We start from the raw sequence: 21,718 nt of genomic DNA on the forward strand, positions 1-21,718 counted from the left end.
ACGGTTATCGCAGCCCTACCCAGTCGACGCAATGACAGACACCCCTGACCGAACATCGTGCTTCTGCTCACATTCCGCTCTCCTCCACCTCCTCCAGATTCCGGCAATTCGGTCACAACGGCCAGTCTCGTTGACACCTTCACCGGGCGGGTGGTGGGCTCGTTCTCCCGGTCGAACACACCTGGAGGGGGCCTGTGGGACTGCGGCGTGGGAAGCGGGCAGCGGCTCTCGCCGTCGCCGTCGTCGCCGGAACCCTCGGCACCCCGCCCGCCGCGGTGGCGGCCCCGCCCGTCCCCGGCACGACCGCGACACCCGCCGCCCCCGACACCGCCCGTCCGGACCTCTCCGTCTGGCCGCGTCCCCAGTCCCTGCGCGCGAACGGCGCACCGGTCGCGGTCACCGACGAGGTCGCGCTGATCACCGGCCCAACCGCAGACCGGCACACTGTCGAAACCCTGCGCGAGCTGCTGCGGCAGGCCGGAGCCCGTCGCATCACGGACTCCGCCGCGCCCGGGGCGCTCGTCGTTCGGGCACGGACGGAGCCGGTCCGCAAGGGCGACCGCCGCGCCCTCCCCGCCGGGGGATACGAGCTGTCCGTGGGCGGGGGCGGCGTCTCCCTCACCGGAACCGGCGAGGACGGCCTGTTCCACGCGGTCCAGACGCTGCGGCAGCTCCTGCGGCCCGACAGCACGATCACCGCCGCCGTCGTACGCGACTGGCCCGGCACCGCCGTGCGCGGCATCACCGAGGGCTTCTACGGCACCGCGTGGACGCACCGGCAGCGGCTGGCGCAGCTCGACTTCATGGGGCGCACCAAGCAGAACCGCTACCTGTACGCCCCCGGTGACGACCTGTACCGGCAGGCGCGCTGGCGTGAGCCGTACCCGGCGGCGCAGCGTGCCGAGTTCCGGGAGCTGGCCGAGCGGGCGCGCCGCAACCACGTCACGCTCGGCTGGGCGGTGGCCCCGGGCCAGGCGATGTGCTTCGCGTCGGACGCCGACATGCGCGCGCTGACGCGCAAGCTCGACGCCATGTGGGCGCTGGGCTTCAGGGCCTTCCAGCTCCAGTTCCAGGACGTCAGCTACAGCGAGTGGCACTGCGACGCGGACGCCGACCGGTTCGGCTCCGGCCCGCGGGCGGCCGCGCGGGCGCAGGCCCGGGTGGCGAACGCGGTGGCCCGGCACCTGGCGGAACGGCACCCAGGGGCCGCCGGTCTGTCGCTGATGCCGACCGAGTACTACGAGGACGGCACGACCGACTACCGGCGGGCCCTGGCGAGCACGCTGGACACGGGTGTCGAGGTGGCGTGGACGGGCGTCGGGGTGGTGCCCCGCACCATCACGGGCGGTGAACTGGCCGACGCGCGGGAGGCGTTCCGGCATCCGCTGGTCACGATGGACAACTACCCGGTCAACGACTACGACCCGGGCCGCCTCTTCCTCGGCCCCTACCGGGGCCGCGAGCCGGCCGTCGCCACCGGCTCGGCCGCGCTGCTCGCCAACGCGATGCAGCAGCCCGAGGCGTCCCGCATCCCGCTGTTCACCGCCGCCGACTACGCCTGGAACCCGCGCGCCTACCGCCCCGGGGAGTCCTGGAGCGCCGCGATCGCCGACCTCGCGGGCGGGGACCGGCGCCGTGAGGAGGCCTTGGCCGCGCTCGCCGGGAACGACGCGTCGTCGGTCCTCGGCGAGGAGGAGTCGGCGTACCTGCGCCCGCTGACCGAGGCGTACTGGCGGGCCCGTACGGCGGGTGGCGCCGAGGCGAGTGGTTCCGGGACGGACCGCCCCGGGACGGACGGCGACGCCGCGCGGCGGCTGCGCGAGGCCTTCACCGTGCTGCGGGAGCTGCCCCGGCGGCTGGCGGGCACCGCCCTCGCCCCGGAGGTCGCCCCCTGGTCGGAGCAGCTGGCGCGCTACGGCGTGGCGGGCACGGCCGCGCTCGACATGCTGGACGCGCAGCGCGCCGGAGACGCGGCGGCGGCCTGGACGGCGTACCGCGAACTGGGCGCGCTGCGGGCCCGGCTGGAGCCGGCACCGGTCAAGGTCGGCACGGACGTCCTGGACTCCTTTCTGGGGCGGGCGCAGAAGGCGTACGCGGCCTGGTCGGGCATCGACCACGAGCCACCCCCCAGCCCCGGTGACCCGGGCGACAGCCGCACCCTGCGCTTCCCGCACCCCCGGTCCCTGGCCGCGGTGACGGCCCTCACCGACCCCGGCATCGAAGGCGACGTCGAGGTGCACGTACCGGGCCGGGGCTGGCGGCAGGCCGGCCGGCTGACCGCTTCGGGGGCGACGGAGGTGCGGGCCGGGCAGCGGGTGGACGCCGTGCGGGTCACCGGTCCCGCGTCGTCCCGGGTACGTCACCTGGTCCCGTGGTTCGCGGACTCCCCCGCCACCTTTCTGGAGCTGGCGCGCGACCGCGTGGACGCCGAGACCGGCAGGACGCGGCGGCTGACGGCCGGACTGGGCTCACTGCGCCCCGCCGACGCCCGCGGCAGGCTCACCGTCGAGGCACCCGAGGGCGTACGGGTGCGGGTGCCCAGGACCGAACTGGCCGTGCCGCGTGGCACGAAGGTGGAGGTCCCGGTCGAGGTGACCGTGGAGCGCGGTGCGCCGAAACGGTCCTACGACATCCGGCTGGGGTTCGCGGGAACGACCCGCACGCTCACCGTCCGGGCCTTCCCGCCCACCGGCGGACCCGACCTGGCCCGCACCGGCACGGCGCGTTCCTCGGGTGACGAGACGCCCGACTTCCCCGCGGCGGCGGCGAACGACGGCGACCCGGACACGCGCTGGTCGTCCCCGGTCGACGACGGCGCCTGGTGGCAGGTCGAGCTGCCTCGCCCGGCACGGCTCGGGCAGGTCGTGCTGCGCTGGCAGGACGCCCACCCCTCGGCGTACCGCGTCCAGGTCTCGCCGGACGGCCGCCGCTGGCGCACGGCGGCCGCGGTACGGGACGGCCGGGGCGGCCACGAGAGCGTCCGCATGGACGAGCGCGACGTGCGCTTCGTACGGGTGCAGGGCGAGAAGCGGGCCACGCCGTACGGGTACTCGCTGTGGTCGGTGGAGGCGTACGCCGTCACGGACTGAATCCCTGGAGGTTCGGCGAGGGACTTCTTCGGCGACGGATTTCTACGGCGACGACTCCTTCGGCGACGACTCCTTCGGCGACGACTCCTTCGGCGACGACTCCTTCGGCGACGACTTCTTCGGGGAGGACTTCTTCGGGGAGGACTATTCACTCAGTACATATACTCGGTGCATACTGATCGGCATGAGCACCCGCCACATCCTGCTGGGCCTGCTCGCCACGGGTCCGAGCCACGGCTACGACCTCAAGCGACGCCATGACGAACGCTTCCCGCAGGCCCGACCGCTGGCCTACGGGCAGGTCTACACGACCCTCCAGCGCCTCGTCCGGGACGGCCTCGCCACGGTCGAGGGCACCGACTCGGACGGCGGCCCGGAGCGGACGACGTACCGCGCCACCGAGAAGGGGACGCGCGAACTGTCCCGCTGGGCCGGGGAGATCGCGCCGCCCGCACCCTTCGTGGCGAACGAGATCTTCGCCAAGGTCGTGGTCGCGATCCTCTCGGGCGGCGACCCGGCCACGTATCTGAGCGCCCAGCGCGCTGCCCACATGGAGCGGATGCGGGAGCTCACGGCGGTCAAGGCCGCGAAGGGCGCGGACCTCGCGACCGTGCTCTCGGCGGACTACGCCCTCAACCACCTCGACGCCGACCTCCGCTGGATGAGCACCACGGCGGCCCGGCTCACCACCCTGACCGCGGAGGTCGACGCAGCATGAGCAAACCCGTGCCTCTTCTCTCGGCGAGCGGCCTCACCAAAACGCACGGCAGGACACCCGCACTGCGCGGCGCCTCGGTCGAACTGCACGCCGGCGAGATCCTCGCCGTGAGCGGCGCGAGCGGCAGCGGCAAGTCGACGCTGCTGCACTGCCTGGCCGGGATCGTCCGGCCCGACGAGGGCTCGGTGTCGTACGACGGCCACAGGCTGGAGGATCTGCCCGAGAAGCGGCTGAGCGAGCTGCGGCGGACCGAGTTCGGCGTGGTGTTCCAGTTCGGGCAGCTCATCCCCGAGCTGACGGCCCTGGACAACGTCGCCCTGCCGCTGCTGCTGGCTGGCACCGACCGCGCCAGGGCCCGGGCCCTGGCCGGTGAGTGGCTGGAGCGGTTCGGCGTGCGCGGGCAGGAGGACCTGCGGCCGGGCGAGATGAGCGGCGGCCAGGCCCAGCGGACCGCGCTGGCCCGGGCCCTGGTCACCGGCCCGAAGGTGGTCTTCGCCGACGAGCCGACGGGGGCCCTGGACTCCCTCTCCGGCGAGCAGGCCATGACGGCCCTGGTCCACACGGCCCGCGAGTCGGGCACGGCGGTCCTGCTGATCACCCACGACGCCCAGGTGGCGGCGTACGCGGACCGGGAGGTCCAGTTGCGGGACGGCGCCGTGGCGCCGCTGGGGGTGACGGCATGAAGTCCCTTCGTGCCGATCTGCGCCTCGCCTGGGAGCTCACCCGTGGTTCCGATCGCGGAGAGTGGTGGCGGGTCGCGCTGACGGCGACGGGCGCCGCGCTCGCGACGGGGTTCGCGCTGGCCGCCGTCGCCCTGGCCGCGCTGCGGGGCAGCTACCAGGTGCCCGTCGCCGCGGGCCTGCTGGACGAGCCCGGCACGCGGGCCGGCGTGATCGTCGGCCTGCTGCTCCTGCTCGTGCCCGTGCTGGGGTTCCTCGGCCAGTGCGCCCGGATCGGCGCCGTGCACCGCGACCGGCGGCTGGCCGGGCTGCGGCTGGCCGGGGCGACGCCCTGGCAGGTGCGGCGGATCGCCGCGCTGGAGACCGGGCTGGCCTGTCTGCTGGGCTCGGCGGTCGCCACCGTCTGCACGGTGCTGCTCCTGCTGCGCCAGTGGGACCGGCCGACCGCCCTGGCCTGGATGGGGATCGCCCTGGTCGCCGTCGCCGTACCGACGCTGGGCGCGACGGCGGGCACACTGGCGCTGCGCCGGGTAGTGGCCTCCCCGCTGGGCTGGGTGCGCCGGGTCGGGCCACGCGACGGACGGGGGCCTGGGCTGCTGTTCCTGGCCGGGGTCCTGCTCGTCGCGGTGCTGGCGCTGCTGACCGTGGCCACCACGTCCCCGGCAGCCTCCAACCGGCCGAACGGCGGGTTGCCGCTGCAGATGATGGGCGTGATCCTCGCGGTCGGCGCGGGCGCGGTGTGGCTCTCCGGGGCCATCGCGAAGGCGACCGGGCGGATCCTCGCGGTCCGGGCCCGGTCGGCGGCGACACTGATCGCGGCGGAACGACTGCGCGACGACCCCTGGTCGGCCGCCCGCACGCATGCGGCGGTACTGCTGGTGACGGTCGTGGGCACCGGCTTCCTGGGCATCCGGCAGGTGCTGAGCGACGTGGTGCGCACCCAGCGCTTCTCCGCACCCGCGTCCTACTACACCACCGGCCTCGACCTCACCGGCGCCGCCATCGCCATCGCCCTCGCGATCACCCTGTCCGGCCTCGCCGTCGGCACCGCCGAGTCCCTGGCCACCCGCCGCCGGGGCCTGGCCGCGCAGGCCGCCGCCGGAGTGCCGCGCTCGGTGCTCGGCCGGGCGCTGCTGCTGGAGACCGCGCTGCCGCTCGCCCCCGCCGTGCTGCTCTCGGGCCTGGGCGGGATGGCCATCGGCACGTGGTACGCCCTGCTCGCCGGCCGGCCGGTGCCCTGGGGGATCGCCCTGGTACCCGTCGCCGTCTACGCCGCCTGTCTGCTGGCCGCGGCCACCTCACTGCCCCTGCTGCGCCGCTCGGTGCGCCCGGGGGAGCTGCGATACGCGTAAGCGCCCTCCGCAGGGCGGGCCGGCCCGGGGGAACGGGGGTTCCCCGGGCCGGTCGGCCGACCGCACGCGGCCATACGAAAGCCCGGATCCTCGTCAGGCGGAAATGCCCTCGATCCGGGCCAATGCGTCGTCCGCGCCGTACGGCTGCAAGTACGGCAGCCAGCGCGGGTCCCTATGGCCGGTCCCGATGATGCGCCAGGCCAGGCCGGTGGGCGGGGCGGGTTTGTGGCGCAGCCGCCAGCCGATCTCGAAGAGGTGCCGGTCGGCCTTCACGTGGTTGCAGCGGCGGCAGGACGCCACCACGTTGTCCCAGACGTGCTTGCCCCCGCGGCTGCGCGGGATGACGTGGTCGACGCTGGTTGCGACGCCACCGCAGTACATGCACCGGCCCCCGTCACGGGCGAACAGCGCCCGGCGGGTCAGTGGAACGGGCCCCCGATAGGGAACCCGGACGAATCGCTTGAGCCGGACCACGCTGGGTGCGGGGACTGTGACGGTCGCGCTGTGCAGATAGGCGCCGGACTCCTCGAGGCATACGGCCTTGTTCTCGAGGACGAGGACGAGCGCGCGGCGGAGCGGTACGACACCGAGTGGCTCGTACGACGCGTTGAGGACCAGGACGTGCGGCACGGATGCCTCCTTGGACGCCGGCGGCGCGTGGCTCGCGCCGGGACGATTCGTAGCCAGTCTCTCCTCATGCCTGGTGAAAGCGCCACCATGTCCCCGTAACGGGCTGGGAGTGTTTTCGACCACATCTGATTCATCCCCCGGATCATGGCCTGTTCAAGCCCAGGTGAGCACGGTCTCTCCTTCACACATCCCGCGGAAGCACACACAATGCCCCGTTAGTGTGGTGGTTCTGCCCCCTCGGTGACCCAGTCGTGACCTCGACCCCCTGAACCATCGCACCGGGGCAGACCGCTGCACCTGGAGGTACCTGCCGTGTCCCTGTCCGCCGCCCTGCTGGCCGCCGGCCCCTCACCGTCGCCGACCCCCTCGGATACGGAGACCCCGAGAGTGCCCTCTTTCCAGGACGCCCAGGAGAGCGCGACGAACGCCGCCGGCTGGGTCGAGCAGAACTGGTCGACGTGGCTCGCGATCAGCCTCAGGGTCCTGCTCATCGTGGTGATAGCGGCGGTGTTGCGGATCGTCGTCCGGCGCGCGATCACCAAGCTCATAGACCGCATGAACCGGACCGGCCAGTCCGTGGACGGCTCCGGGCTCGGCGGGCTGCTGGTCAACGTCGAGCGCCGCCGCCAGCGCTCGCAGGCGATCGGCTCGGTACTGCGCTCGGTGGCGTCGTTCCTGATCATCGGCACGGCCGCGCTGATGGTCCTGGGCACCTTCCAGATCAACCTGGCCCCCTTGCTGGCCTCGGCGGGTGTCGCCGGTGTGGCGATCGGCTTCGGTGCCCGCAACCTGGTCACGGACTTCCTCTCCGGCGTCTTCATGATCCTGGAGGACCAGTACGGCGTCGGCGACACGATCGACGCGGGCGTCGCCTCCGGCGAGGTCATCGAGGTCGGTCTGCGCGTGACCAAGCTGCGCGGCGACGGCGGCGAGATCTGGTACGTCCGCAACGGCGAGGTCAAGCGCATCGGCAACCTGTCCCAGGGCTGGGCGACGGCCAACGTCGACGTCACGGTCCACGCCGGTGAGGACCTGGACAAGGTCAAGGCCACGCTCGACGAGGTCGCCGAGAAGATGGGCGCCGAGGAGCCCTGGAACGAACTGCTCTGGGGCCCGATCGAGGTCCTCGGCCTGGACAGCGTCCTGCTGGACTCCATGGTCGTGCGCATCTCGGCCAAGACGATGCCGGGCAAGTCCCTGACCGTCGAGCGCGAACTGCGCTGGCGCATCAAGCGGGCCTTCGACGCGGCGGACATCCGGATCGTCGGCGGCGCCACGGCCCCGGTGGAGGAGACACCCGCCGACCCGACGGCGGGAATGGCGGCCCCGTCGGTGTACGCGAACTCGACGTCCCCGCAGTCGGCGGCGGCGTCCCCGCTCACGCCCGTCGCACCGCCGACGAGCACCACGAAGTAGCCGCACCGGAGAGGGCGACTGGACGGTCGCCACCAGGAGGGCGGCACCCGGCCTACCGGGTGCCGCCCTCTTCGCATGCCCGGGTGACGACGCCCAGCTCCACGAGGCCACCCGGCGGCCGGCTACGCCGCTGGACTCGACGTCACTGGCACCCAAGACGGCCCCTCAGGTGGTCACGTCCAGTCCTGCCCTCGGGGCGGCGCTGCTGGGGCTGGACGAACTGGGAGCAAGGGAGGGGGCGCAGGAGCGGTTGCGGGCGCGCTTCGGGGCGTGAGAGAGCCCGCCTACGAGACCGGCCGGGACCGTGCCGAACGACGGAACGTGGACAGCCGCAGGCAACGGAACACGCGAGGGCGCATACTAGGGGCAATGACAAAGCCTGCTGCTCCTAAGCGCCATCTGCCCACCAGCCCCTTCAAGGCCCCGGTCATCCCGGCCCCGAAGCACTTCTCCGTGGGCGACCAGGTCACACACGACATGTACGGCCTCGGCCGGGTCATCAGCATCGAGGACGGGATCGCGGTCCTCGTGGATTTCGGCTCGGCGCAAAAGCGGATCCTGAGCCCGTACGCCAAGATGACCAAGCTCTAGCACCGCTGTGCCCGGTCACGGCACACCAGGTCCCTCCCGGGGCCTGGCACCAGAAGGAGACCTCCCATCGATCTGACCTCGCTCTTCTCCGCCCCGGAAGGGGCACCCCGCTCCACCGCCACGGCATCGCCGCCTCCGACCACGAACCCCTTCCAGGCCCCGGACTTCGGAGAGGACGACGGCGCGACAGCGCCCGAACCACTCAACGGCGACCGGCACTGACGGCGAAACACCAGCTCAGAGCGGGACTTTCACTTACCACGACACTTACCACGAGAGGGCATGAAAATGCCCCTCACCAGCGGTTTCCCTGCCGTTGAGGGGCCGCGCCAGGCGGCTTGGGCCGTCAGTGGGCCGTCGTGTGCATGGCTCTACCTGCGGCGTCCGTGCGGGTTCTTTCGACGCCGAGGCATGCCCGCATCCGCGTCCGCATGTCCTTCCAGTGATCCCAGAGCCGGCGGAGATCCTTCTCGATGTCCTCGAAGGGTCAGGAACGGTGACCTTGATCAGCGACGGCTCGCCCTCTTCGACGTAGACGACACCGATCGTGATCAACGCCTCTCCGCTCGGGGCGTCCTTGGCGATCTCGCCATCTGTCGGCCGCGGACCTTGCACCCGCGTCACCTGGACGATCCGGCCAGCGCTCTTCCTACCGTTGTCCCACCGCCAAGGAACGGAACTGCCGGCCTGCGCGTACGACTGCGAGCCCCACCACAGACTGGCTCCGTGCAGCGGGCTGAGAAGCCACATCCGCGAGAACAGTCCGAGGGGGCACCACGTGACGCCAACGGGAACCATCACGGTAGAGCACATGGACGGCTCAGCCGCAGCACAGGCTGAGGACGCGTTCAGGCTGATCTATGCCGACGTGTTCGCGGAACCGCCGTACAACGAAACCGCTGACGACGTCGCAGCCACCTTCCGGCGCTTTCGCTCCCAGACCGGCAGGCGCACTTTTCGCGCCGCCCTGGCCCGTACCGAGGACGGCGAGCCGGTCGGCGTGGCATACGGTCACCCAGTCGAGCCTGACACAGGGTGGTGGGACGAACTGACCGAGCCCGTGCCCGACGACATGCGGCGCGAGGACGGGCACCGCACCTTCGGCCTCATGGAACTTGCCGTACGCGAACCCTGGCGCGGGCAGGGTGTCGCGCGGCGTCTGCACGAGACCCTGCTCGACGGCATCGAGGCCGAACGGGTGCTGCTGAACGTCCACCCGGACAGCACGGCAGCGTCGGCCGCCTACCAGGCGTGGGGCTACCGCAAGATCGGCGAGGCGCGCCCGTGGGAGGGCCCGGACCTCTATGAAGTCATGCTGCTCGACCTGCGCACATGACGCTACGTACGAGCGAACGCGCATTGAGGAAGGAAGCGCCAGACGCAGCCGCTCTGGTGATCACTCGCGCCAAAGCATCTCCGTAAGTTGTTCGGTGGCCGGTGGCCCGGGAGGGCCGGATGTGGCTTCAAAGCAGCTTGCCGACCGTGGCTCGGCTGGAGTGGCCGTCCGGCCCTACGGGGCGCCCTGGTCGCTGATTGGTAAGTCGCCTACCAGCAAGGCAAGTTCATCCGCCGTACGCGCTTGCAGGGCGTGTTGTGAACGGTCCTCATGCTCGTGCGGATCGAGTCGCCCCTCAGCCAGCGCCGCTGCCAGCACAACGAGCGCTTCGTCGCGGTCCCGGTCCGAGACCCGCACAGCAGGCACAGCATGTTGACAGCGAGGAACAGCGCCGACAGGTCGGTGCAGCCCTGCTCCAGTTGGTCTCCGAACGCGGCCTTGACGAGGTCAGCGTTCGCACTGTGGCCGCTGCCGCCGACCGCTCCCCCGGCGCCGTTCAGAAGTACTTCCGCACCAAGGACGAGATGCTCACCTTCGCCGCCGAGTTGGCCGGTGAGCGAATCGAGCGCCGGATGACCGACGTGAACACCGCACTGCCGCTGCGCCAGGCTCTGCGCGAACTGGTCCTGACCACGCTTCCCGTGGACGCCGAGCGACGCGCCGAGGCCACAGTCCAACTCGCCTTCGCGGTCCACGCGGCACATCACCCCCGCCTTGCCGCGATCCGGCGGCAGGTCGACGAGGACATCCGTCAGGCGCTGGCCGCCTGGCTCGAGTCGGCCAGGCACGAAGCCCACGCGGTGGCCGTCGCGGATGCCGTGATCGCACTGTCCGACGGCCTTGCACTGCGCATGCTGTACACCCCACAGGAGCACGAGCACCTGCTCACAGTGCTGGACCAAGCCTTGGACGCCCTGATCCCAGGCCGTAGGCCGGACGTTGACATCCGCCTCCGCGAGTAGCAGCACTCTTCCCGAGCTTATGGCGCGGCATGCCCGTCCTGTGATCAGTGAATGTCTATGGAAGAAATGGCCTCCGGAGCCGTGTTACGGCACCCGTCAGGCTGCGAGAGGCACTTGCTCGCCCTCTTCCGGGGTCTGGTAGTGATCCCAGATCTGGTTCAACTCATGCTGGTAGTAGAGCGGATACAGACCAGCCACGATGAGAAGGATGAGGCCGATCCAGGGATTGCAGCTCCGCTGCAACCCGGCCGACCGCTGCATGCGGGCAATGCGCAGACCGGTGTTGTAGACCGACACGAAGGGGGGAACGATCACCAGCCAGCCGACAGTGAGAGCCACCAGAGACCACACCGGATCGACCTCGATCCGGTGATCAAAGTCCCGAGCTTCGCGATTCACCTTGTAATACCAAACCAGATGGTAGATACCCAGCGTGAGCAGCGGCCAGATCAGCCAGACGAGAAATATGTTGCGGGTCTTTCCAGCGCGACCTGACATGACGCACCTCCCATAAATCCAGTGCATCACGACCAGTCCCCATGCGCGCGTGGTGAAATTCGAGGCGGCCCCACGATCGGGGCCGAGTCCCACCTCAATGAGCCGCACGGGGACGACGGCAACTCCGACCTGCCACCGCACCCCACATGAGAGGAGCGCTGACGAGCCCCAGGGCCAAAGCGCCCGCGAAGACCGTGAAGTCGAGAATCCACAGGGCCGGCCCCACGGCGCCACACGTTGCCAGTAGCCAGCAGGCACGAGCACGGCCGAGGAGTACCCCCAACAGCAAAGACGGAACAAAGCCGCAGATCAGCATACTCAGGATGACGGTAAAGCCCGTCAGATCCAGAATGCCCACGGCGCTGGGCAGCCAAGGGCTGACAGCAATCACTGTCGCCCACAACAGGGACGTCGAGATGAGACCAGCAGACCTCCTCACGGTCGTCGCCTCCCTGACGCGTTTTTTGCCCCTCATCCTCGCCCCCAGAACAGTTGAGGCGATGCTCCCGCCAATTTTGAACACGCTCAACTCTCGAGCGAACCCACAACGTCCCCCACTGGCGAGGCCGCACGGCGCGGGAGACGCCAGAGGAAACGACGCCTGAGGCGGTGCTCATCTCGGCGCGACGGCACGGAGCCAAGCGGCGAGCACGGAGAAGTCGGCGTCGTCGAGGCCTTTGGCCGGGTCGACGTGATGAAGCAGCGACGGCCCAGGGTGGCCAGCAGCGACCCAAAGGCGGTCCATGGCGCTGATCTCGTCATCGACCCAGATGAACGGTCGGCCGTCGGCCCACTCGACAAGGGGGCGGGTCTTCCAGTGCAGGCCGCGCGGAACTTCCTCGGCGCCGTTCTCCGGCCACTCCAGCACTGGCAGCTTTGGCAGACCGATGCGCGGAGCGACGACCTCGTTCGCCTCCTCCATCCAGGTCGAGGCCCATACGAGATGGCAGCCCAAAGCCAAGAGGCGCGCCCCGACCCCGGGGTCGAGCCGCGACAGCAGTGGGTGCCCCTGATCGACAGGCGCCGAAGCGTCGGCACCAGCGGACCGCGGGTGACCGGACGACGCCCCGAACGGGATGAGTGGGCCATCGACGTCGAGGAAGAGGAAGGGGCGCTCCGCTGCGCTGATCACGGCGGCACGATAGCCCGGCGCGGTGGACGGCACCCTCGGGCCGGGCCGCCTGAATGGGCCGTGCGAGGGCACCCGAGGCCGACCAGCGGCGCGCCAGGGCTGGATCGAATGCGATCCGACGATCGGCATCGAGCGACGGCCGGCGCCGCCAGACCGAACCAAGGCCCTCGCGGAGAACCAGATTGCCGCCCTGTGGCGCCTGGACATCGCGCTGCGGGAGAGGACGTTCTGGAAGATGCTCTACGAGTCGGCGGCGCGGGCGGAGGAGATCCTGTGCCTGAACGTCGAGGACCTGCACCCGGGCGACAAGCGCGGCCGGACCCTGGCCAAGGGCGGGGCGACGGAGTGGATCCACTGGCAGTCCGGCACCGCCCAGTTGCTGCCCCGCCTGATCGCCGGCCGCAGCTGCGGCCCGCTGTTCCTCACCGGCCGCAAGGCCCCTGCCGGAACGCCCACCCTGGATGTGTGCCCCGAGACCGGCCGCGCCCGGCTCTCCTACCGCCGCGCCGGAGATCCTCGAGGAGAACACCCGGCTGCTGGCCAACCCGCTCGCCCGCGAAGAGGACATCGAAGACCTGGACGGCTGGACCCTGCACCGGCTCCGCCACAGCGCGCTCGCCCACGACGCCGAAGGCGGCACCTCCACCCCGATGCTGCTCGCGCGTTCCCGGCACGCCTCCGTCCGCTCCCTGGAGGGGTACGCACGGCCTGGCGTCGACCCTTGGCCCGTTGCCTGTTTCGGTCGTATTCCGGTTGCCCTCCTACCATTCCGTGGCGATCGAGTGACACGGGCTTCGCGGCCGTGATCAAGCGTCCCTCGCCGCGCATCTATGTGTGCAGGCATCCCGCGTGAGCCGAGCTCCCCGCCGTTCTCGGCCGGAGCCACATCACGGCAGACCTACACACCACAGGAGAAACCCACCATGGCCATCCACACGCTTTTGAGGCGGCGCTTCGCCGCCGTCGGCACCATCCTGGGGCTGGGCGTCGCCCTGCCGTTCGCCGTAGGGGCCACCCCCGCCTACGCGCAGGCCCAGCTGAACGTCACGAAGACCCACGTGGGGGACTTCCCCCGGGGTGGGCAGGGGATCTTCACCATCACGGTGAACAACCCCGGCGACGAGCCGACCACCGCTTCTGGGACGCGGATGACGGACACTTTCCCCGCAGGGCTCACAGGCACATCGATCGAATTCGTCCAGAACACCACCGGCAGCGCGGTCGGGTGTTTCCTCAACGACGCACGCACCAGGGTTGAGTGCGAAAGCGACGGCCCCATCGACCCCGGAGGCGGCTACGCGATCGAAGTGACCGTCAGCGTGGCCCAGGACGCTCCCTGCATGGTCACCAACACCGCCACCGTGATCGATATCGGCGGCGGCCTCAGCGACTCAGCAAGTGACACCGTCAACATCCCCGGCCCCAACTGCAACGGCGGGAACGGCGGGAACGGCGGCGGAACGTCCATCCTCACCGTCAACAACATCAACAACACCATCTACAACAACACGAACAAAAACAAAATCATCAACAGCCCCGGCGCCAGCAACACCAACGCCAACACCAACACAAACACCAACAACCAGAACGCCCCGGTCAACGCGCCCTGAGAGACCGCCTGCCCCTGCCTCCACCGCCGGTCGGGGGCAGGAGCCTGCAACGGCCGCCTCTCCGGCGAAGCCGGTGACCTTGCTCGGGGCCACCCAGCCACACCTCCGAGGTGTCCGGGCAGCCGTCGTGCCCGGCCCGCGTACTCCCGAGGGCGCACCGGCCGCTGCCCTGCCGTGAGTCGATGGCCTGGGCCTGTCGGGCTGACATCACCAGGTGATATCAACGGCTGCGAACGAAGGTGCACCGAAGCGGCCACGGCCGGATCGGCGAGCGGCCCGCGGTCGCCGTTTCTGCGCGCCGCACCGCACTGCGATCGAACTCCTACTTCTGGGCCGTCCCTGGGCCGTGCGAGGGTGCCCGAGGTCGACCAACGGCGACCGGCAGTGACAGTCGCCCGGCCGTCGGCAGCCGAGAAAGGCCAGGTCAGCCGCCCCCACCCATACGCGTTTCCACCCAGGGGTGGCGGTACGGCAAGATGGGGTGTATCTGCCCACTGCCGTATTCAAGCTGCCGGACGGTTTCTCTTGGCTGAGTTCATTTACACCATGCGCAAGGCGCGCAAAGCGCACGGCGACAAGGTGATCCTCGACGACGTGACGACCAGCTTCCTCCCGGGAGCGAAGATCGGCGTCGTCGGACCGAACGGCGCCGGCAAGTCGACGATCCTGAAGATCATGGCCGGCATCGAGCAGCCGTCCAACGGTGACGCCTTCCTCACCCCCGGCTACACGGTCGGCATCCTGCTCCAGGAGCCCCCGTTGACCGAGGACAAGACCGTCCTGGAGAACGTCCAGGAGGGTGTCGCCGGGATCAAGGGCAAGCTCGACCGGTTCAACGAGATCGCCGAGCAGATGGCGACCGACTACACCGACGAGCTCATGGACGAGATGGGCAAGCTCCAGGAGGACCTCGACCACGCCAACGCGTGGGACCTCGACGCCCAGCTGGAGCAGGCCATGGACGCCCTGGGCTGCCCGGCCGGCGACTGGCCCGTCACCAACCTGTCCGGCGGTGAGCGCCGCCGCGTCGCGCTGTGCAAGCTGCTCCTGGAGCAGCCCGACCTGCTGCTGCTCGACGAGCCCACCAACCACCTCGACGCCGAGTCCGTGAACTGGCTGGAGCAGCACCTGGCCAAGTACCCGGGCACCGTCGTGGCGGTCACCCACGACCGGTACTTCCTCGACAACGTCGCCGAGTGGATCTGCGAGGTCGACCGCGGCCGCCTCTACCCCTACGAGGGCAACTACTCCAAGTACCTGGAGACCAAGGCCGCCCGCCTCAAGGTCGAGGGCCAGAAGGACGCCAAGCGGCAGAAGCGCCTCAAGGAGGAGCTCGACTGGGTGCGGTCGAACGCCAAGGGGCGGCAGGCCAAGTCCAAGGCGCGTCTGGCCCGCTACGAGGAGATGGCCGCCGAGGCCGACAAGATGCGGAAGCTGGACTTCGAGGAGATCCAGATCCCGCCGGGCCCGCGCCTGGGCAACGTCGTCGTCGAGGTCAACAACCTCACCAAGGGCTTCGGCGAGAAGCTGCTCATCGACGACCTGAGCTTCACGCTGCCGCGCAACGGCATCGTCGGCATCATCGGCCCGAACGGCGCCGGCAAGACGACGCTGTTCAAGATGATCCAGGGCTTCGAGGAGCCCGACTCCGGTTCCATCAAGGTCGGCGACACCGTCAAGATCTCCTACGTCGACCAGAGCCGCGAGAACATCGACCCGAAGAAGACGCTGTGGGCGGTCGTCTCCGACGAGCTGGACTACATCAACGTGGGCCAGGTCGAGATGCCGTCGCGCGCGTACGTCTCCGCCTTCGGGTTCAAGGGGCCGGACCAGCAGAAGCCGGCCGGCGTGCTCTCCGGCGGTGAGCGCAACCGGCTGAACCTCGCGCTCACCCTCAAGCAGGGCGGCAACCTGCTGCTCCTCGACGAGCCGACCAACGACCTCGACGTCGAGACCCTCAGCAGCCTGGAGAACGCGCTGCTGGAGTTCCCCGGCTGCGCCGTCGTCGTCTCCCACGACCGGTGGTTCCTCGACCGCGTCGCCACGCACATCCTCGCCTACGAGGGCGAGTCCAAGTGGTTCTGGTTCGAGGGCAACTTCGAGTCGTACGAGAAGAACAAGATCGAGCGGCTCGGCCCGGACGCCGCGCGTCCGCACCGCGCCACCTACAAGAAGCTGACCCGGGGCTGATCTTGCGGCACATCTACCGCTGCCCACTGCGCTGGGCGGACATGGACGCGTACGGCCACGTCAACAACGTGGTGTTCCTCCGCTATCTGGAGGAAGCCCGTATCGACTTCCTGTTCCGCCCGGAGAAGGACTTCAAGCAGGGGTCCGTGGTGGCACGCCATGAGATCGACTACAAGCGGCAGCTGGTCCACCGGCACACCCCCGTGGACATCGAGCTGTGGGTCACGGAGATAAGGGCGGCGTCCTTCACCCTCACGTACGAGGTGAAGGACGACGACCTGGTCTACGTCCGGGCCTCGACGGTGATAGTGCCGTTCGACTTCGAGGCACAGCGCCCGCGCCGGCTCACCCCGGAGGAACGGGAGTTCCTCCGTGAGTACACGGACGACGAGGAGGAGGCCGTCGCCGCATGACGGTGCTCCACCTGGCCGACGAGGGGGAGGCGGCGGATCTCGCGGCCTTCCTCTCCCGGCTGCTCCACTACGACCGTGGGGCCGCGGTGCGCCTCCAGGCGGCGGGCACCGCCCTGGCCGTGTTCGGGCGGCCGCCGTCCTTCGAGGTGCTGGCCGTGCGCGCGGTGCGGCTGGCGAAGCCGTACGAGCACGGGATCGACGTCACGCTGGACGTGACCGTGTCCGCCGGTGAACTCCTGGAGTCGGTGGACGAGAAGGGCGCCACGGCCGTCGTGCCGGACGCGGTGACCGGGCCGCCGTGGGCGGGCGTGCTGCCGCCGCGCGGCGGCTGGCGACCCGAGCCGGGGCTGCCGGCGCCCGACGCGCTGCGGTCCCTCGTGGCCGCCGCCGTCGCCGAGTTCCGGTCCCGTACGCAGGAGTTGCCGTCGGAGCGGCGCACGAGGGCCGAGCTGGACCGGATCGGGCGGGACATCTGGTCCCGTACGGTCGGCGACACCCGGCTCCCGGTCCGGGCCGTGCACGCGGCGCAGTCCCTCGGCTTCCTGCGGCCCGGGGCGCCCCTGGAACTGTTCTCGTCGGGCGCGTGGCTGCGGCTGCGCACGCCGTACGGGTCGGTCGCCGTACGGCAGGCCGGGCTCGGGGCGCTGGACGTCAGCGTCCGCTGACGATCGCCACGCCCCTGCGGGTCAGCCCGGGGCGTTCACCATCGACGCCGCCGCGTACGTCATGTAGTTCCACAGCGTCTGCTCGTGCTCCTCGGAGAGCCCGAGTTCCTCGACGGCGACCCTCATGTGCTTCAGCCAGGCGTCGTGCGCCGCACGGTCGACCGTGAAGGGCGCGTGCCGCATCCTCAGGCGCGGGTGGCCGCGGTTGTCGCTGTACGTCGTGGGGCCGCCCCAGTACTGGATGAGGAACAGCGTGAGGCGCTCCTCGGCCGGGCCCAGGTCCTCCTCGGGGTACATGGGCCGCAGCAGCGGGTCCTCGGCGACTCCCTCGTAGAAACGGTGCACGAGCCGACGGAAGGTCTCCTCCCCGCCGACCTGCTCGTAGAAGGTCTGCTCCTGAAGCGTGCCGCGCCGAATCTCTTTCACGCCCTCCATGCTCTCAGACGGGGGGACATAGGACTCAAGGCCTAGGACCGGCCCCGGTGCCCTTACTGTGGGGGTATGGGCGGGCATGCACCCGACAGGGAACCGGACGATCTCGCCGCCTCCGCGCGGGCGGCTCTGGTGCGCCGGATCGACGCGAGCGGAGCCTGGGTCGCCGACCCGGCGTGGCGGGAGGCGTTCGCGGCGGTCCCGCGCCACCTCTTCGTGCCGTACTACTACGTCGGCGTCGCCGGCGGCTACGAACGGCGGTGGGGCGAGAGCCCCGACCCGCAGGCGCGCGAGCGGTGGCTACGGGGCGCCTACGAGGACACCCCGCTGGCGACCCGGCTGCGCGACGGCGAACTGCTCTCCTCCAGCAGCCAGCCGTCCCTGATGGCGGACATGCTGGCCGCGCTGCGCGTGGAGGACGGGAACACGGTCCTGGAGATCGGCGCCGGCACCGGCTACAACGCCGCGCTGCTCGCCCACCGGCTGGGCGACGACCGCGTCACCACCGTCGATCTCGACCCGGAGATCACCGAGTCGGCCCGCCGGCACCTGGCCGCGGCCGGGTACCACCCGGTCGTCGTCACCGGCGACGGTGCCCGCGGCGTGCCCGAGCGTGCGCCGTTCGACCGGATCATCGCCACCTGCGCGCTGAGCACCGTGCCGCGCGCCTGGCTCGCCCAGAGCCGCCCCGGTGGCCGGATCCTGATGCCGCTCGCCACCGGCCTGGTCGTGCTCACGGTGCGCGACGCCGACCATGCCGAGGGGCGCTTCCTGCACACGCCCGCCTACTTCGTCCCGCTGCGCGGCGTGAGCCGGCCCGGTGGTGAGCCGCTCCAGCTGGGCGGCGTACCGCGCCGGGCCAGGGAGGACGACCTGTTCCGCTTCCTGCTGGTCCTGACCCGCGGCAGCCTCGACCCGCAGGAGGCGCACGCGCTGTGGGAGCAGGAGGGCATGCCGCAGCGCGAGCGCTACGGCATCACCGTCAGCGGGGACCGGGGGTGGGCCTGGCTGGACGACCCGGAGGGGCCGTACGCCTGGCCCCTCCCGGCCTGACGAGGCTGCTGACCAGGGCTCAGCCGCGGCGGATCGTGATCGTCGTCCAGGCGCCCACGTGCACCCGGTCGCCGTCCTGGAGCGGTACGGGGACGAACGGCTGGATCGGCTCCTCCGAGCCGTTGACCGTCGTGCCGTTCGTCGAGTTCTGGTCGACGACCGCCCAGCTGCCGTCGGGCTGCTGGACCAGCACCGCGTGCTGGTGCGAGACGCCCGGGTCCTCCGGCGGCACCGAGAGATCGATGTCGGGGGTGTCGCCGGTGGAGTGCCGGCGGCGGCCGATCGTGATCTGGTTGCCGGTGAGCGTGCGCTGCTGCTCGGGCGAGTACGCGGGCAGGTTCAGGCCCGCGGCTTCGGGGCCGGAGCGCTGCATCATCGCCATGAAGTACTCACGGTCCGGGCCGATGTTCGCGGTCCAGGTCGCCGGTCCCTGGGGCGCCTGGGGCTGCTGCGGGAAGCCGCCGTGGCCGGGCGGGGCCTGGGTGGCGCCGGGCTGCGGGTACCCGTAGCCGCCGCCGGGCCCGGGCGGGGCCTGAGTCGCGCCGGGCTGCGGATAGCCGTAGCCGCCGCCGGGCCCGGGCGGGGCCTGAGTCGCGCCGGGCTGCGGATAGCCGTAGCCGCCGGGGCCACCGGGCCCGCCAGGGCCGCCGCCCGGGCCGGTGGACGACGGAGGGGAGATCACCCAGTCGTCACCGCCACCGCCGAAGGCCTGACCGCCCTGCTGCGGACGCTGGGTCTCCTGCGGGAACCCGGGCGGAGCCGGCGGGCCGGACTGCTGGAAGCCCTGCGGAGCGCCGCCGGGGCCACCGGGGCCGCCAGGGCCACCGGGCGCACCGGGGCCGGGCGGCGGCGGGACCGGCCGCGAGGGGTCGGCACCGAATCCGGGCGGGCCGGAAGGACCACCGGGGCCGGGAGGACCACCGGGGCCACCGGGGCCACCGGGACCGCCGGGGCCGGGACGACCACCGGGGCCGGGACGACCGCCCGGGCCGGGGTGGCCGGAGGGGTCGCTACCGAAGGGCGGGATGGGCTCGGCCGGGCGGTTCATCTGCGACGGGCGGGAGCCCTGGTACTCGTACGAGTCACCGCCGCCGTACGACGGACCGGGCTGACCCGACGGGCCGGACGGACCGGGCTGACCCGGCGGCTGGAAGCGCACGCCGGGGCCGGGCGGCGGCGGGGGCGGGGCGGCGGGGGTGTACGAAGTCGCCGTGTTCGTGAGGAAGTTCCACCGGCACTCCTCGCAGAACGGTGCGCCGCCCTCACGCGGCGTACGGCACTGCGGGCAGAGCTCCGGCTCGGCGTTCGGTACGGCGGACAGGTGCGGAGGACGCCCACCGGGCTGGCCACCGGGGCCTCCGGGAGGGCCGCCAGGACCACCGGGGCCGCCCGGGCCGCCGGGGGGCGGGAAGCCGTAGCCGCCGCCGGGCGGGGGCGGCGGGGGAGGAGGCGGAGGCACGGCACCCGCCATGCGGTGACCGCAGACCTCGCACCAGTCGTCGGAACCCGACTGGTGTCCGTTCGGGCAGGTCGGCATGTCGGCGCGTCCCTCCTTCGATCTCTTCTAGGTCACTTCTTCACGCGAACAGTCTTGGTGGACCGGGTCTCGAGCGTCATCTCGTCGGCCTCTTCGACCTTCGCCTTCAGTCGCACAGTACCGGTCGCGGCATCGACCACGTCCACCACCTTCGCAAGCAGTTTCGCAGTATCGGCGTTCCCGGAGGCACTCGCGAGCTGAACGGCCCGGCCCAGTTTGGCCGTTGCTCCGTCCATATCTCCCGTCTTGCGAAGATCCAGCCCCTGCTGGATGACCTGCGCCAGTTCCGCCTGCCCGGTGTAGTGGGCGACCTGGGGGTTGATCGACGTCGAGGCGACCATGTCGTCCGTCCACACGGCACGGACCAGGCCCTGCGCACCGAGGTTCTGGACGGTGCCGTCGGACTGCGGAATGACCAGCGAGATCCGGGCCGCCAGCATCTCCTGCCCGATGTTCGCGGCCGGGACCTCCACGCATACGTGGTAGTCACGGGACTCGTCTCCCCAGGAACCCAGGGGGTAGTCGCCGGCGCGCGGGCCCGCCTCGGTGCGCCGGCCGGTCAGTTCCTCGACCGTGGGCGCGACCTGCTTGACGAACTTCACAGTGGTGTCGACCGGGGTCCACAGCCGCAGGGAGACGTCCGCTACCTCCTTGCCCATCGCCGTCTCCATCATCTGCGTGAAGTCGGCGGCGAGACCGGCCGGGTCGGCGACGATGTCGGCGGTGCCGAGCAGGGCGGAGGCGATCCCTGTGACTTCTTTCACTTCCCAGTCGGTGCCCACGCCGCGCGCGTCACAGGTGAAGCGCCCCGCACACGCGGCGAGCGCGGCCTTCAGGTCCTGGGGCGACTCGTGTTCGTTGCGGCCGTCGGTGAGCAGGATCCCGTGCCGGATGGCCACGTCCGCGGAGGACAGCAGGCGGTCGGCCAGTTTCAGCCAGGTGCCGATGGCCGTGCCGCCGCCCGCGCTGAGCGAGCGCAGCGCCTGTTTGGCCTGCTCGCGGGTGGTGGCGTCGGCGACCGCGAGGCGACCGCCGCCCGGGTAGACCTCCTTGGCCACGTGTGTCCCGCCGATCACGGCGAAGTGCACGCCGTCGCGCAGGGTGTCGACCGCGGCGGCCGTAGCGTCGCGGGCGTTGCGCATCTTGGTCGCCGGGTAGTCCATCGACCCGGAGCAGTCGACCATGATCGCGACGGCCGCGGACGGGCCCTGGCCGGGCGAGAAGAGGTGGGGCGCCGAGACCGCGCTGCCGATCGTGCCGCCGCCGGTCGCCGTCACCGTGACGATGGCGTTGACCTCGCCGGCACCCTCCGGCAGGTACTCGTTCTGGTACACGTCCACCGAGAACTGGGGCACGTTCGACTTCGAGAAATTGGCCATGCCTGCTTCGATCCCCCTCGAAAGCCCCCACCGGA

Annotated in this window: 21 protein-coding genes and 1 pseudogene; 14 read left to right on the top strand and 8 right to left on the bottom strand. The window is 71.1% G+C overall.

What is annotated here, in order from left to right:
• The first annotated feature begins 194 nt into the window (after positions 1 to 194).
• From ACZ6TU_RS13215 to ACZ6TU_RS13230, 4 genes are all read left to right on the top strand, one after another.
• Positions 195 to 3,089, top strand: a complete 2,895-nt coding sequence (locus ACZ6TU_RS13215; RefSeq protein WP_469548168.1) for a beta-N-acetylglucosaminidase domain-containing protein — start codon at positions 195 to 197, stop codon at positions 3,087 to 3,089.
• Positions 3,090 to 3,273: 184 nt separating this feature from the next.
• Positions 3,274 to 3,807, top strand: a complete 534-nt coding sequence (locus ACZ6TU_RS13220; protein ID WP_467668371.1) for a PadR family transcriptional regulator — start codon at positions 3,274 to 3,276, stop codon at positions 3,805 to 3,807.
• Positions 3,804 to 4,490, top strand: a complete 687-nt coding sequence (locus tag ACZ6TU_RS13225) for an ABC transporter ATP-binding protein (protein WP_467668369.1) — start codon at positions 3,804 to 3,806, stop codon at positions 4,488 to 4,490. Before ACZ6TU_RS13220 ends, ACZ6TU_RS13225 begins: the two co-directional genes overlap by 4 nt.
• Positions 4,487 to 5,839, top strand: coding sequence for an FtsX-like permease family protein (locus tag ACZ6TU_RS13230; RefSeq protein WP_467668367.1), 1,353 nt, complete (start codon positions 4,487 to 4,489; stop codon positions 5,837 to 5,839). Before ACZ6TU_RS13225 ends, ACZ6TU_RS13230 begins: the two co-directional genes overlap by 4 nt.
• Positions 5,840 to 5,932: 93 nt before the next feature.
• Here the strand turns inward: ACZ6TU_RS13230 and ACZ6TU_RS13235 are convergent, their stop codons facing one another.
• A complete protein-coding gene (locus ACZ6TU_RS13235; protein ID WP_467668365.1) occupies positions 5,933 to 6,469 on the bottom strand; it encodes an HNH endonuclease in 537 nt (178 codons plus the stop codon).
• 312 nt (positions 6,470 to 6,781) lie between these two features.
• Between ACZ6TU_RS13235 and ACZ6TU_RS13240 the strand changes: the two genes are divergently transcribed.
• Both ACZ6TU_RS13240 and ACZ6TU_RS13245 read left to right on the top strand, forming a co-directional pair.
• Positions 6,782 to 7,885, top strand: coding sequence for a mechanosensitive ion channel family protein (locus tag ACZ6TU_RS13240; RefSeq protein WP_467668363.1), 1,104 nt, complete (start codon positions 6,782 to 6,784; stop codon positions 7,883 to 7,885).
• A gap of 369 nt (positions 7,886 to 8,254) precedes the next feature.
• Positions 8,255 to 8,476 (top strand): hypothetical protein, encoded by a 222-nt coding sequence (locus tag ACZ6TU_RS13245; RefSeq protein ID WP_184983811.1) that lies wholly within the window; start codon positions 8,255 to 8,257, stop codon positions 8,474 to 8,476.
• A gap of 486 nt (positions 8,477 to 8,962) precedes the next feature.
• Here ACZ6TU_RS13245 and ACZ6TU_RS13250 read toward each other — a convergent pair.
• Positions 8,963 to 9,067, bottom strand: a pseudogene (locus ACZ6TU_RS13250) (SCO3933 family regulatory protein); the annotation flags it as partial.
• Between the two features lie 220 nt (positions 9,068 to 9,287).
• Here ACZ6TU_RS13250 and ACZ6TU_RS13255 point away from each other — a divergent pair.
• A complete protein-coding gene (locus tag ACZ6TU_RS13255) occupies positions 9,288 to 9,812 on the top strand; it encodes a GNAT family N-acetyltransferase (protein WP_469548173.1) in 525 nt (174 codons plus the stop codon).
• A gap of 174 nt (positions 9,813 to 9,986) precedes the next feature.
• Here the strand turns inward: ACZ6TU_RS13255 and ACZ6TU_RS13260 are convergent, their stop codons facing one another.
• Entirely contained in the window at positions 9,987 to 10,178 is a 192-nt protein-coding gene (locus ACZ6TU_RS13260; RefSeq protein ID WP_469548175.1) for a DUF1707 SHOCT-like domain-containing protein, read from the bottom strand.
• 53 nt (positions 10,179 to 10,231) lie between these two features.
• Between ACZ6TU_RS13260 and ACZ6TU_RS13265 the strand changes: the two genes are divergently transcribed.
• Entirely contained in the window at positions 10,232 to 10,774 is a 543-nt protein-coding gene (locus tag ACZ6TU_RS13265; protein ID WP_469548177.1) for a TetR/AcrR family transcriptional regulator, read from the top strand.
• 96 nt (positions 10,775 to 10,870) lie between these two features.
• Here the strand turns inward: ACZ6TU_RS13265 and ACZ6TU_RS13270 are convergent, their stop codons facing one another.
• Both ACZ6TU_RS13270 and ACZ6TU_RS13275 read right to left on the bottom strand, forming a co-directional pair.
• Positions 10,871 to 11,380 carry a DUF4234 domain-containing protein gene (locus ACZ6TU_RS13270; protein ID WP_467668357.1) on the bottom strand — a complete coding sequence of 170 codons (510 nt, stop codon included), beginning with the start codon at positions 11,378 to 11,380 and terminating at the stop codon, positions 10,871 to 10,873.
• 505 nt (positions 11,381 to 11,885) lie between these two features.
• On the bottom strand, positions 11,886 to 12,404 hold the full coding sequence (locus tag ACZ6TU_RS13275) for an HAD domain-containing protein (protein WP_467668355.1): 519 nt from the start codon (positions 12,402 to 12,404) through the stop codon (positions 11,886 to 11,888).
• Positions 12,405 to 12,865: 461 nt separating this feature from the next.
• Here ACZ6TU_RS13275 and ACZ6TU_RS13280 point away from each other — a divergent pair, with 461 nt between their 5' ends.
• From ACZ6TU_RS13280 to ACZ6TU_RS13300, 5 genes are all read left to right on the top strand, one after another.
• Positions 12,866 to 13,210 carry a hypothetical protein gene (locus tag ACZ6TU_RS13280; protein ID WP_469548179.1) on the top strand — a complete coding sequence of 115 codons (345 nt, stop codon included), beginning with the start codon at positions 12,866 to 12,868 and terminating at the stop codon, positions 13,208 to 13,210.
• 117 nt (positions 13,211 to 13,327) lie between these two features.
• Positions 13,328 to 14,014, top strand: a complete 687-nt coding sequence (locus ACZ6TU_RS13285) for a hypothetical protein (RefSeq protein ID WP_469548181.1) — start codon at positions 13,328 to 13,330, stop codon at positions 14,012 to 14,014.
• Positions 14,015 to 14,539: 525 nt separating this feature from the next.
• Positions 14,540 to 16,204: an energy-dependent translational throttle protein EttA gene (gene ettA, locus ACZ6TU_RS13290; RefSeq protein ID WP_467668347.1), complete on the top strand. Its 1,665-nt coding sequence runs from the start codon at positions 14,540 to 14,542 to the stop codon at positions 16,202 to 16,204.
• A 2-nt stretch (positions 16,205 to 16,206) separates the two neighbouring features.
• Positions 16,207 to 16,617, top strand: coding sequence for an acyl-CoA thioesterase (locus tag ACZ6TU_RS13295; protein ID WP_059419984.1), 411 nt, complete (start codon positions 16,207 to 16,209; stop codon positions 16,615 to 16,617).
• Entirely contained in the window at positions 16,614 to 17,282 is a 669-nt protein-coding gene (locus ACZ6TU_RS13300; RefSeq protein WP_467668345.1) for a DUF8185 domain-containing protein, read from the top strand. Before ACZ6TU_RS13295 ends, ACZ6TU_RS13300 begins: the two co-directional genes overlap by 4 nt.
• A 21-nt stretch (positions 17,283 to 17,303) precedes the next feature.
• Here the strand turns inward: ACZ6TU_RS13300 and ACZ6TU_RS13305 are convergent, their stop codons facing one another.
• Positions 17,304 to 17,717, bottom strand: a complete 414-nt coding sequence (locus ACZ6TU_RS13305; RefSeq protein ID WP_184983867.1) for a globin — start codon at positions 17,715 to 17,717, stop codon at positions 17,304 to 17,306.
• A 66-nt stretch (positions 17,718 to 17,783) separates the two neighbouring features.
• Between ACZ6TU_RS13305 and ACZ6TU_RS13310 the strand changes: the two genes are divergently transcribed.
• Positions 17,784 to 18,767, top strand: coding sequence for a methyltransferase domain-containing protein (locus ACZ6TU_RS13310; RefSeq protein WP_469548185.1), 984 nt, complete (start codon positions 17,784 to 17,786; stop codon positions 18,765 to 18,767).
• A 19-nt stretch (positions 18,768 to 18,786) separates the two neighbouring features.
• Here ACZ6TU_RS13310 and ACZ6TU_RS13315 read toward each other — a convergent pair whose 3' ends face one another.
• Both ACZ6TU_RS13315 and ACZ6TU_RS13320 read right to left on the bottom strand, forming a co-directional pair.
• Positions 18,787 to 20,304: an FHA domain-containing protein gene (locus ACZ6TU_RS13315; RefSeq protein ID WP_469548187.1), complete on the bottom strand. Its 1,518-nt coding sequence runs from the start codon at positions 20,302 to 20,304 to the stop codon at positions 18,787 to 18,789.
• Between the two features lie 32 nt (positions 20,305 to 20,336).
• Entirely contained in the window at positions 20,337 to 21,683 is a 1,347-nt protein-coding gene (locus ACZ6TU_RS13320; protein ID WP_467668340.1) for a vWA domain-containing protein, read from the bottom strand.
• Positions 21,684 to 21,718 lie beyond the last annotated feature (35 nt).

Source organism: Streptomyces sp. NPDC052064 (assembly GCF_055585925.1).

Bases quoted from the DNA above. Each gene is read 5' to 3' on its own strand.
- ACZ6TU_RS13220 (WP_467668371.1), top strand. From the start codon at position 3,274: ATGAGCACCCGCCACATCCTGCTGGGCCTGCTCGCCACGGGTCCGAGC.
- ACZ6TU_RS13225 (WP_467668369.1), top strand. From the start codon at position 3,804: ATGAGCAAACCCGTGCCTCTTCTCTCGGCGAGCGGCCTCACCAAAACG.
- ACZ6TU_RS13230 (WP_467668367.1), top strand. From the start codon at position 4,487: ATGAAGTCCCTTCGTGCCGATCTGCGCCTCGCCTGGGAGCTCACCCGT.
- ACZ6TU_RS13245 (WP_184983811.1), top strand. From the start codon at position 8,255: ATGACAAAGCCTGCTGCTCCTAAGCGCCATCTGCCCACCAGCCCCTTC.
- ACZ6TU_RS13255 (WP_469548173.1), top strand. From the start codon at position 9,288: ATGGACGGCTCAGCCGCAGCACAGGCTGAGGACGCGTTCAGGCTGATC.
- ACZ6TU_RS13280 (WP_469548179.1), top strand. From the start codon at position 12,866: ATGTGTGCCCCGAGACCGGCCGCGCCCGGCTCTCCTACCGCCGCGCCG.
- ACZ6TU_RS13285 (WP_469548181.1), top strand. From the start codon at position 13,328: ATGGCCATCCACACGCTTTTGAGGCGGCGCTTCGCCGCCGTCGGCACC.
- ACZ6TU_RS13300 (WP_467668345.1), top strand. From the start codon at position 16,614: ATGACGGTGCTCCACCTGGCCGACGAGGGGGAGGCGGCGGATCTCGCG.
- ACZ6TU_RS13305 (WP_184983867.1), bottom strand. From the start codon at position 17,717: ATGGAGGGCGTGAAAGAGATTCGGCGCGGCACGCTTCAGGAGCAGACC.
- ACZ6TU_RS13310 (WP_469548185.1), top strand. From the start codon at position 17,784: ATGGGCGGGCATGCACCCGACAGGGAACCGGACGATCTCGCCGCCTCC.
- ACZ6TU_RS13315 (WP_469548187.1), bottom strand. From the start codon at position 20,304: ATGCCGACCTGCCCGAACGGACACCAGTCGGGTTCCGACGACTGGTGC.
- ACZ6TU_RS13320 (WP_467668340.1), bottom strand. From the start codon at position 21,683: ATGGCCAATTTCTCGAAGTCGAACGTGCCCCAGTTCTCGGTGGACGTG.